Source organism: Pantoea sp. CTOTU50773 (assembly GCF_032082325.1).
Taxonomy (GTDB): Bacteria; Pseudomonadota; Gammaproteobacteria; order Enterobacterales; family Enterobacteriaceae; genus Pantoea; species Pantoea communis.
The window spans coordinates 1-9,503 of the sequence record NZ_DAMDQC010000166.1; the positions used below are offsets into that span (position 1 = coordinate 1).

Below are 9,503 nucleotides of genomic sequence, written 5' to 3' on the forward strand. Positions count from 1 at the left end.
GTACGGCGGCAAGATGAATGACTGTCCACTCCACTCTCTATGAAAAGAACGCGGCATAACAATAATTAAAATAAATTCTCGTTCGCAGAGAATAAAAAATGCCAAAGCGTAAAGAAATGAAAATCCCGCATAACAAAATAAACCTTATGCCAGAATAGGCGCGTGTTTCACTACCGAGGACAATTATTCATCCACATCGACGAAAAGCAACAACGTGGATAAGTTGTAAAATTATGGACAAAATATTCGCCCCAATGATGGCTATTTCTACTGACCTTCCTGCACTCTTCCACTGCTCGATCTGCGACCAGCACTGGCGCTTCGCGCTTTAGCGCCACACTCTCCTTATTTAAAAATATTCTTAAAATTTCACATGCGTTTATTTCGCGTGATAGTTCTTTATTTCTCTTAAGGAGAGAAAGTATGCGCTATTGGCTTTTATTGGTTTTAGCTATCCTGGCTGAAATAACCGGCACGCTCTCTATGAAATGGGCCAGCGTCAATGACGACAACGCGGGTTTTATTTTTATGCTGGTGATGATTGCGCTCTCTTATATTTTCCTGTCTTTCGCCGTAAAACGTATCGCTTTAGGCGTGGCCTATGCGATGTGGGAAGGTATCGGCATTCTGTTTATCACCCTGTTCAGCGTCACGCTGTTCGATGAACCCTTATCGCTGATGAAGGTGGCGGGCTTAATCACGCTGGTGGCGGGAATTGCGCTAATCAAATCTGGCACGCTGACACGCAAGGAGCTGCAACATGGCCACGTTTAATGCGGCGCACGTTACCTGGCTTGCACTGGCGATTGGGCTGGAGATCGTCGCGAATATCTTTCTCAAATACTCCGATGGTTTCCGCCGTGTCATTTACGGCCTGCTCTCACTGGTCGCGGTGCTGGGGGCATTCAGTGCGTTGTCACAAGCGGTGAAAGGGATCGATCTCTCAGTGGCTTATGCACTGTGGGGTGGTTTTGGTCTGGTGGCAACGGTAGCGGCTGGTTGGGTACTGTTTGGTCAACGTCTGAATCGCATCGGCTGGTTAGGGGTGGGATTGCTGATTGCTGGGATGGTGCTGATTAAGTTTGCTTAAAAGTGGGCACATGGGCCTGACACTTAGCGGCTAACGCGCATGAAGAAATGGAGTGTCAGGCGGTTCACCTCGTATTCCACCTTTTAAAACCTGCACAACACACTCCTTAAAAAAGGAGTGTGTTGAACGCAATGATCCCCACTAACCTCAACCGCGGCCGTGTGGCTCATCCCAGTCAAACGCCGGGCCCAGCGAAATTACGCCGCTCGGGTTGATGGTCTTGTGGCTACAGTAATAGTGATGGCGAATATGCGGCAGATTCACTGTATCGGCGATGCCCGGCATCTGGTAGATATCACGCAGAAAGCCGCTCAAATTGCGGTAATCACTGATGCGGTGACGGTCGCACTTGAAATGCGTGACATACACCGGGTCGAAGCGGACTAAGGTGGTCCATAAACGCAAATCCGCTTCCGTCAGGCGATCACCAGCCAGATAGCGATGCTGGCCGAGGATCTGCTCAAGTCGCGCCAGCGAATGGAACAGCGCGGTGACTGATTCATCATAGGCCGCCTGCGAGGTCGCGAATCCGCTCTTATACACGCCATTGTTCACCGTGTCGTAAATCCAACCGTTCAGCTCATCGATCTTATCGCGCAACGTCGGCGGATAATAATCTCCGGCGCGGGCACCTTGTGCATCGAAGGCCGTGTTGAGCATACGGATGATATCAGCCGATTCATTGCTGACGATGGTGTGCTGAGTTTTATCCCACAGCACCGGAACGGTCACGCGGCCTGTATATTGCGGGTCGGCGTGCAGGTAGAGCTGATAGAGGAATTCGTTTTGATACAGAGAGTCGCCGGTTGCGTCCGGGAAATCGTCGTCGAAGGTCCAGCCGTTTTCCAGCATCAATGGATGCACCACTGAGACGGAAATCATCTCTTCCAGCCCTTTAAGCTGGCGCATCAGCAGCGTGCGGTGTGCCCACGGACAGGCAAGAGAAACATAAAGATGATAGCGATCGCGCTCGGCAGCGAAACCCGCCTTGCCGGTGGGGCCAGCACTGCCATCTGCGGTGATCCAGTTGCGCCAGACTGCTTCTGTGCGTTTGAAGCGGCCACCGGTTGACTTCGTATCGTACCAGGTGTCATGCCATACACCGTCAATCAGTTGTCCCATAAGCCCTCCATAAAGAAAAAGGGCGGGGAAAATCCCCGCCCCTGCAAATCAGTATATGTGTTCTGGCAGCGCTTGTGTGCTTAGCGTGCGGCTGCTGGTGCGAAACGAGCACGAATCAGACGGTCGATGCTGTAAGCACCTGGACCTACCAGACCCAGCACCAGGAAACCACCGGCGATGGACAGGTTTTTCATGAACATCAGCTGGTTAACGCCTTCAGCAAAGTTGCTGTGGAACAGGAACGCAGTCAGCAGAGTGAAGCCCGCAGTGAACAGTGCGGTGAAACGCGTCAGGAAACCGAACAGAATCGCCAGACCGCCGCCGAACTCCAGCAGAATAACCAGCGGCAATAAGAAGCCCGGGACGCCCATCGCCTGCATGTATTGCGCGGTACCGGCATAACCGGTGATTTTGCCCCAGCCCGCAGTGATGAACAGAATGGTCATTAATACACGTGCCAGCAGCAGGCCTGAGTCTTCGAATTTTTTCATCATTTACTCCAACAAGAATTAAGAAGCAGGTTGTTGGCCTGCAAGGTTTTGATCCCGCTGAATCGCAGGTCGCAATTCGTTGGGCTGATGGAGGAAGATGATAGTCGCAGGTTGCAACAGTTGTAAGCGAGTTAAACTGTCAATGTTGTTCAGGGATTTTGATAAAGAAAAACCGGATTTTTTAGATCCGGTTTCAAATGAAGGCGTTAGCGAGGTTCGAGCGTGGATTTAATCATGCGCCAGGTACTCCAAAGACCAAAACCGCGTTTTGCCCAGCGCAAAATACGGTTAGGACTGCGGATTGACCAGATGGCCAGCGCGCTGCTGCCAATTGCCAGATAGCGGCGTAAGCTGAGAAACGTTAGCCAGCCGCGATCGTAGTGAGCGGTGCCATCCAGCCAGTCACGGCGTGCAGCACTGAGATCCAATCGCTGCTGCTGAACCTGATTCAACAATTCATGAATGCGTGCTTCACGTTCACGACGGCTCATGAGCGATGCTCCTCCAGCAAGCTGCGATCGGTTTCCAGCTCCTTGCGGGTATGCCGCAGCAACGTTGACTGGCGTGACTTATACAGTGTCCACACACCAAATATCAGCGCCAGCGCAAACAGCACGGCGGTGGTAATGGCAATCGCCATCAGCCGATACTGCGCATCCACCGCCCAGATGATCAGCACCATCAGGCTCATTAAACCAAAAGCGGTAAACAGCATCGTCAACCCAACCATCATCAGCATTTGAATCAGATTGGCTTTCTCCTCCTCTAGCTCAACAATCGCCAGACGGACGCGCGTTTCCACCATACTCACTAAGGTAGTGACGACGCGCTGACCGATGTTGAAGACCCCTTTGCCTGGGCCGTGGCTCTGACTATCGCTCATATCAACGACGTGAGATCAGGATGCCGATCAGTACACCGACAGCTGCACCGATGCCTACGCCGTGCCACGGATTATCGCGCACATACTCGTCGGCCTTCTCTGCCGCTTCACGCGTGGATTGCGCGATGCGCTCACCGGAATCGCCCAGGCGCTCACGCGAACTTTCAATCGCGCCGCGCGCTTTGCTGCGCAGTTTGTCCAGCTCGGTTTTCGATTTATCCGCCGAGCTGCTCAGTACTTCTTCCAGGGTGTCAGCAAGGTTTTTCAGTTCCGCACGCAGATGTTCAGATGTGGTGTCTTTAGACATGAAGTTCTCCATTACATCATTTATTTAAGTCCGATTAGTAAGGCTCAGCTTCAAGCTTTTTCAGCTCGTGCTGTGCCTCTTCCAGCTTACGTTCGCGCTTCTCAATCTTATCTTTGTCGCCATCCTGACGCTCTTCCTTCAACTCACGCTCACGTTCCGCAATTTTGTGTTTTTGCTCTGCAATGCGTTCGCTGTGGGCTGACTTCAGTCTTTCATCAGTACAATTCGCACGTACTTCAGTGAGCGCGCGCTCCAGCCCGGTCACACGGCGCTGGTTATCGTGCTGTTTAGCCATGTCGATTTCACGCTGAATATCGTGTTCTTTCTGCTGACACAGCGTTTCAGCTGCCATCAGAGATCCCGAGAGAGAGAACAGAATAGCACCCAGCAGTAATTGATGTTTCATCAGGTTTTACCTTCCATTGTTGATGACCTGCCGCAAACCGGGCAGGAGAAGCGTCCCAGCTTATCTTAACTCGCGCTACCTTTAAGCATAGACAGCAGACGAAAAAATTCAACGAAGACGCGGGGATAGCGAGGATTGATTCACCGTCTGGCTTGTCATCAGACGGTGGAAATCAGCTATAAGTTGGGCGGTTACTGTCAGGTACTTGCTGCGAAGCCTGCGGTCCGCTTGCAACGACAAAGCCCTGTGGTAGCAAGCGTTTCAGCACTTTTTGGGCGGCAAGGCTTTGTTCTTCATTTTCGAAATGAATCAGCAGCGCATCGCCCGCAGGTGTAATGCTTTTGATACGCACACCTTGCGCACTCAGCTGCTGATACAGATAAAAGCCATCCGGCAAATTGGTGCCATTGTGTGCGACGCGAATCTGTACCACGGTATCGTGCTGCAACATCGAAGGTACAAAGATCACCGCCAGCAGCGCCAGCGCAGCGCCAAGTGCCCAGGGCACGAAGCGCCTTGGGAATCCACGGAATCTGATCATGGCTGTGAATTCCCGTTGCGTGAAGACTGACGTTTACGCCACAGCACCACCAGAGAGCCCACCAGACCAATCACCAGCAATACCAGCGGTAACAGCATCAGGCAGAACATCAGTTCATCTTCATAGCGGCGGAAAATCGGCGTTTTACCCAGCGCGAAGCCCAGTACCGTCAGAATCAGCACCCACAGGAAGCCGCTCATCCAGTTGAAGAACTGAAAGCGTGCATTACTCAGGCCAGAAAGCCCCGCTATGGTCGGCAGTAGGGTGCGCACAAAGGCAATGAACCGACCGATCAGCAAGGCCGAAAGACCATGGCGATGGAATAAGCTGTGCGCGCGTTGATGATATTGCGCCGGAAGGTGCGAGAGCCACTTCTGTACCGTTGGCGTATTCCCTAGCCATCGGCCCTGAATGTAACTTACCCAACAGCCCAGACTGGCGCCGGTGGTCAAAATCAGGATGGTCAGCGGGAAACCCATGGTGCCTTTGGCAATCAAAACACCGACTAAAATCAATAGACTATCGCCGGGCAGAAACGCGGCGGGTAGCAGGCCATTCTCGAGAAACAGGATCAAGAACAGCACGCCATAAATGGCCCAAACCAGTGTCGGGTCGGAGAGCATTTCGTAATCCTGCTGCCACAAGGCATGCAGCAATGCTTTCAAAATATCCATCAATCATTCCTGAACATCATTGTTAAACGTGCCCGTAAGGGGCTGAGGCGCAGGCTGGCTTGGTTATACATTTTTGGTATGCAGCCGTTGCGGGTTTCCGGATCCATCCAGAATTGATTGTTAAATCAGCGACTTTTTAAAGCCCTGTCGCAAAGGGTAAGAAAAGGGCGATAACTGTAACAAAAATCACGCAGGTCAGACAGTGTAAAGTGGCGCTCGCACAGGAGTTTTACCTTTTGACGCAGATGCTCAAAAGGAGCTTTACATGAGCTGACACTATTGCAGATTAACTGACTTATTCGCCTGGAAATGCAGCAGAATCAATAAGAATTGTCATTACCTTCCGGCAGGATGACAGGATTTTCCGCAAACATGTAACGGTCGACATTAAATTCAAAATCGTCGGCGGTGGCGTTAAACAGCATCTGTTTAGTATTTTCCAGGTGCTGCCACATTGCCAGCTTACTGGCGGCGGGATCTTTGCGCATGAGTGCTTTCAGAATCTGGTCATGATCGTCGCACCAGCTGGTGATGTTGCGCGCATCAATATGTTCGTGCAGCTTGAGCCAATAAGGGTTGTGCAGGCGATGCAACCACATCTTCTCGACAATCGCGGCGAGCGCGCTGTTTTGCGTGGATTGCGCGATGCGGACGTGGAAATGCATATCCCATTCTGAATCACGTGAATGGTCTTCCTGGCGGGCTTTTTCCTGAATCGCCATCAACGCCATGATGTCCTGACGCGTGACCTGGGTGGCGGCAAACTCGGCCACGTTACTTTCAATTAGCTGGCGCGCCTGTAACAGCTCAAAGGGGCCGAAGCTGGCAAATTCCAGCTGGCTGGGGGTGGTCTCGCGGTTTTGCTGTTGATTGCTGATGACGTGGATGCCTGAGCCTTTACGTACTTCAACATACCCTTCCACTTCCAGCATAATGATGGCTTCGCGAACCACAGTGCGGCTGACTTCCATCTCTTCAGCGATCAGGCGTTCAGCAGGCAGCTTATCGCCCACGCGATAATCATCCGCCTCGATACGACGTTTGAGTTCACTGGCGAGTTGTTGGTAAAGACGACGGGATTCGTTCAGATCCATTGCGCGGTTCGCTGTGGCAGGGAAGGATGAGTTGTTATACCACTTTGACCGGGTGGAGGAAATGGGCTGACGTGCGCCAGCCCAAAGCGTGGAGATTAAGTGCGAGCTGTTGCCGGTTGTGCCACGTGCTGAACGTCCAGCTCCGATACCGGCTGATTTTTCAGCACGGTCCAGATTACACAGGCACCGAGCAGGTCAAATACTGCCAGCGCGGCAAACAGCGGACTGAAGCCCAGCGTATCAGCCAATGCACCCACCACCAGCGCAAACAGGGTGCTGGCTGTCCACGCGGCCATGCCGGTCAGGCCATTTGCCGTGGCCACTTCATTACGGCCAAACACATCCGAGGAGAGGGTGATCAATGCACCGGACAGTGCCTGATGGGCGAAGCCACCGACGCACAGCAAACCAATCGCCACGTAAGGGCTGGTAAACAAACCAATGGTGCCCGGTGCAATCATCAGCACCGCGCCCATGGTCACCACCAGTTTGCGCGACACAATCAGGTTCACGCCAAACCAGCGCTGGAACAGCGGTGGCAGGTAACCACCGACGATACAGCCGAGGTCGGCAAACAGCATCGGCATCCAGGCGAACATGGCGATCTCTTTCAGGTTGAAGCCGTAGACCTTAAACATAAACAGCGGGATCCACGCGTTAAAGGTTCCCCATGCCGGTTCCGCGAGGAAACGTGGCAGGGCAATACCCCAGAACTGACGATTACGCAGAATCTGACGGGCTGACATTTTGCTGTTATTGCCGGTCTGATGCTGTACTTCCTGACCGGAAATAATGTAGTGACGCTCTTCATCGCTGAGCTTGGTTTGCTGTTTAGGATGTTTATAAAATATTAACCAGCACAACGCCCACGCCATGCTTAGCACGCCAGTAATGATAAAGGCCAGCTGCCAGCTGTGCGCCAGAATCGCCCATACCACCAGCGGTGGCGCCAGCATCGCACCAATCGATGAACCAACGTTGAAGTAGCCTACCGCGACGGAACGCTCTTTGGCCGGGAACCATTCGCTACTGGCTTTCAGGCCTGCAGGAATCATCGCCGCTTCGGCCGCGCCCACCGCGCCGCGTGCCAGCGCAAAACCGCCCCAGCTGCCTGCCATGGCGGTGGCAGCACAGAAGATCGCCCAGAGGATGGCAAACACCGCGTAGCCAATTTTGGTGCCCAGCAAATCCAGCACATAACCTGCCACAGGTTGCATCACGGTGTAGCACGCCGAATAGGCGGCGACGATATAGGAATATTGTTGGGTGGTAATACCCAGCTGCGTTTCCAGCGTCGGCGCGGCCACGGCAATGGTATTACGTGTCAGGTAACCGAGTATGGTGCCCACTGTCACCAGCCCAATCATGTACCAGCGTAGCCCTTTGATCTTACGCATCATTAACCTCTTCCAGTCTGTCGTAACACTTGCCATTAAAGGTAGGGGGAGTACTTGAGCACTCCCGCTGGCGGCGTTGACGAATTAGACCTGCCGCCTTGTTGTTATGAGATGTGCCATGAGGTTCGGCATCAACGAGGCGAGAGATTAACTTGTTATACAACTTTAAAAGTTGAATGCCATCACAAAAACCCTGCATGTGCTGTGTGATCCGCTAAACAGGCGTTATAACAGCAAGTTAGTGCAATGTGGCTGACTATTTTGTCCATATATCCACAGGGAAACTGTCATTATTGTGAGGTCTATCGCAAACAATTTTGCCGATCGTCAAAATTGGTATGATAACTTTGAATCAGAAGCCAATTGGCCCCAAACATGAGGAAGCAGGTATGTCGCGTTTTATGAGTGAGGATTTTCTACTCGATAGCGAGTTCGCCCGTCGTCTGTACCATGACTACGCCAAAGACCAGCCGATTTTCGACTATCACTGCCATTTACCGCCGCAGCAGATTGCCGAAAATTACCGCTTCACCAATCTCTATGACATTTGGCTGAAAGGCGATCATTACAAATGGCGAGCGATGCGTGCTAATGGCGTACCCGAAGCGCTGTGCACCGGCGACGCCAGCGATCGCGAGAAATTCAACGCCTGGGCACGCACGGTGCCGCACACTATTGGCAATCCGCTGTATCACTGGACGCACCTTGAGCTGCGCCGTCCGTTTGGCATTACCGATGTATTGCTGAATGAGCAGAGCGCGGATCGCATCTGGCAGCAGTGCAATGAGCTGCTGGCGCAGGATGCCTTTAGCGCACGCGGCATCATGCAGCAGATGAAGGTGAAAATGGTCGGTACCACTGACGATCCACTTGACGATCTGCAGCACCATCGCACGCTGTCGGACGATGCCAGCTTTAGCGTTAAAGTGCTGCCAAGCTGGCGTCCGGATAAAGCCTTCAACATTGAGCTGGATACCTTCCTGCCGTGGATTCAGCGCCTGGAACAGGTCGCCGATGTCAGCGTGCAACGTTTTGATGATCTGCGCCGCGCGTTGAGCCTGCGTCTCGATCATTTTGCCGCACACGGCTGTAAAATCTCCGACCATGCGCTGGACGTAGTGCTGTTTGCCGAGGCCGATGAAAGCACGCTGGATAGTATCCTGGCGCGTCGCCTGCAAGGTGCTGCACCGACGCAAGAAGAAGTGGCGCAGTTCAAAACAGCGGTGCTGGTGTGGCTTGGCAGCGAATATGCGCGTCGCGGCTGGGCGCAGCAATATCACATTGGCGCGCTGCGTAATGCTAATCGTCGGCAGTTCGATATTCTCGGCCCGGATGTAGGCTTTGACTCCATCAATGACGCGCCGATGGCGATCCCGCTGGGCCGTTTACTGGATGCGCAGAACCGCAACAATGCACTGCCGAAAACCATTCTTTACTGCGTTAACCCACGCGACAACGAAGTGCTGGCGACCATGGCGGGCAATTTCCAGGGCGAAGG

Annotated in this window: 13 protein-coding genes; 3 read left to right on the forward strand and 10 right to left on the reverse strand. The window is 52.9% G+C overall.

Annotation, left to right across the window (positions count from 1 at the left end; translation table 11 throughout):
* The first annotated feature begins 423 nt into the window (after positions 1-423).
* Both mdtJ and mdtI read left to right on the forward strand, forming a co-directional pair.
* Positions 424-774: a multidrug/spermidine efflux SMR transporter subunit MdtJ gene (gene mdtJ / locus RT340_RS19445; RefSeq protein ID WP_034829204.1), complete on the forward strand. Its 351-nt coding sequence runs from the start codon at positions 424-426 to the stop codon at positions 772-774.
* Positions 761-1,090 (forward strand): multidrug/spermidine efflux SMR transporter subunit MdtI, encoded by a 330-nt coding sequence (gene mdtI / locus RT340_RS19450; RefSeq protein WP_097119526.1) that lies wholly within the window; start codon positions 761-763, stop codon positions 1,088-1,090. Before mdtJ ends, mdtI begins: the two co-directional genes overlap by 14 nt.
* Positions 1,091-1,237: 147 nt before the next feature.
* Here mdtI and RT340_RS19455 read toward each other — a convergent pair whose 3' ends face one another.
* The 10 genes from RT340_RS19455 to RT340_RS19500 all read right to left on the reverse strand — a co-directional run bounded on the left by RT340_RS19455 (position 1,238) and on the right by RT340_RS19500 (position 8,005).
* Entirely contained in the window at positions 1,238-2,212 is a 975-nt protein-coding gene (locus tag RT340_RS19455; RefSeq protein WP_097119528.1) for a glutathione S-transferase family protein, read from the reverse strand.
* Between the two features lie 80 nt (positions 2,213-2,292).
* Positions 2,293-2,703, reverse strand: a complete 411-nt coding sequence (locus RT340_RS19460) for a DoxX family protein (RefSeq protein WP_034829198.1) — start codon at positions 2,701-2,703, stop codon at positions 2,293-2,295.
* Between the two features lie 206 nt (positions 2,704-2,909).
* Positions 2,910-3,194, reverse strand: a complete 285-nt coding sequence (locus tag RT340_RS19465) for a YqjK-like family protein (RefSeq protein ID WP_038644523.1) — start codon at positions 3,192-3,194, stop codon at positions 2,910-2,912.
* Positions 3,191-3,586, reverse strand: coding sequence for a phage holin family protein (locus RT340_RS19470; protein WP_045814842.1), 396 nt, complete (start codon positions 3,584-3,586; stop codon positions 3,191-3,193). The genes RT340_RS19465 and RT340_RS19470 overlap by 4 nt, the downstream gene beginning before the upstream one ends.
* Before the next feature lies 1 nt (position 3,587).
* Positions 3,588-3,893 (reverse strand): YqjD family protein, encoded by a 306-nt coding sequence (locus RT340_RS19475; RefSeq protein WP_034829194.1) that lies wholly within the window; start codon positions 3,891-3,893, stop codon positions 3,588-3,590.
* Positions 3,894-3,927: 34 nt separating this feature from the next.
* On the reverse strand, positions 3,928-4,299 hold the full coding sequence (locus RT340_RS19480) for a DUF1090 domain-containing protein (RefSeq protein ID WP_097119530.1): 372 nt from the start codon (positions 4,297-4,299) through the stop codon (positions 3,928-3,930).
* 172 nt (positions 4,300-4,471) lie between these two features.
* Complete coding sequence (mzrA, locus tag RT340_RS19485; protein ID WP_211728492.1) at positions 4,472-4,840, reverse strand: EnvZ/OmpR regulon moderator MzrA; 369 nt, start codon at positions 4,838-4,840, stop codon at positions 4,472-4,474.
* Positions 4,837-5,514, reverse strand: a complete 678-nt coding sequence (locus RT340_RS19490) for a DedA family protein (protein WP_034829190.1) — start codon at positions 5,512-5,514, stop codon at positions 4,837-4,839. The genes mzrA and RT340_RS19490 overlap by 4 nt, the downstream gene beginning before the upstream one ends.
* A 320-nt stretch (positions 5,515-5,834) precedes the next feature.
* Positions 5,835-6,608 (reverse strand): transcriptional regulator ExuR, encoded by a 774-nt coding sequence (gene exuR, locus RT340_RS19495; RefSeq protein ID WP_034829188.1) that lies wholly within the window; start codon positions 6,606-6,608, stop codon positions 5,835-5,837.
* 95 nt (positions 6,609-6,703) lie between these two features.
* Positions 6,704-8,005 carry an MFS transporter gene (locus tag RT340_RS19500; RefSeq protein WP_097119559.1) on the reverse strand — a complete coding sequence of 434 codons (1,302 nt, stop codon included), beginning with the start codon at positions 8,003-8,005 and terminating at the stop codon, positions 6,704-6,706.
* A gap of 389 nt (positions 8,006-8,394) precedes the next feature.
* On the opposite strand from RT340_RS19500, the gene uxaC reads away from it, so the two are divergent.
* Positions 8,395-9,503: glucuronate isomerase (gene uxaC, locus RT340_RS19505; protein ID WP_313377530.1), on the forward strand; the 1,109-nt coding region annotated here is incomplete at its 3' end.

Excerpts from the sequence above, each read along its gene's own strand:
- mdtJ (WP_034829204.1), top strand. The coding sequence starts at position 424 with ATGCGCTATTGGCTTTTATTGGTTTTAGCTATCCTGGCTGAAATAACC.
- mdtI (WP_097119526.1), top strand. The coding sequence starts at position 761 with ATGGCCACGTTTAATGCGGCGCACGTTACCTGGCTTGCACTGGCGATT.
- RT340_RS19455 (WP_097119528.1), bottom strand. The coding sequence starts at position 2,212 with ATGGGACAACTGATTGACGGTGTATGGCATGACACCTGGTACGATACG.
- RT340_RS19460 (WP_034829198.1), bottom strand. The coding sequence starts at position 2,703 with ATGAAAAAATTCGAAGACTCAGGCCTGCTGCTGGCACGTGTATTAATG.
- RT340_RS19465 (WP_038644523.1), bottom strand. The coding sequence starts at position 3,194 with ATGAGCCGTCGTGAACGTGAAGCACGCATTCATGAATTGTTGAATCAG.
- RT340_RS19470 (WP_045814842.1), bottom strand. The coding sequence starts at position 3,586 with ATGAGCGATAGTCAGAGCCACGGCCCAGGCAAAGGGGTCTTCAACATC.
- RT340_RS19475 (WP_034829194.1), bottom strand. The coding sequence starts at position 3,893 with ATGTCTAAAGACACCACATCTGAACATCTGCGTGCGGAACTGAAAAAC.
- RT340_RS19480 (WP_097119530.1), bottom strand. The coding sequence starts at position 4,299 with ATGAAACATCAATTACTGCTGGGTGCTATTCTGTTCTCTCTCTCGGGA.
- mzrA (WP_211728492.1), bottom strand. The coding sequence starts at position 4,840 with ATGATCAGATTCCGTGGATTCCCAAGGCGCTTCGTGCCCTGGGCACTT.
- RT340_RS19490 (WP_034829190.1), bottom strand. The coding sequence starts at position 5,514 with ATGGATATTTTGAAAGCATTGCTGCATGCCTTGTGGCAGCAGGATTAC.
- exuR (WP_034829188.1), bottom strand. The coding sequence starts at position 6,608 with ATGGATCTGAACGAATCCCGTCGTCTTTACCAACAACTCGCCAGTGAA.
- RT340_RS19500 (WP_097119559.1), bottom strand. The coding sequence starts at position 8,005 with ATGCGTAAGATCAAAGGGCTACGCTGGTACATGATTGGGCTGGTGACA.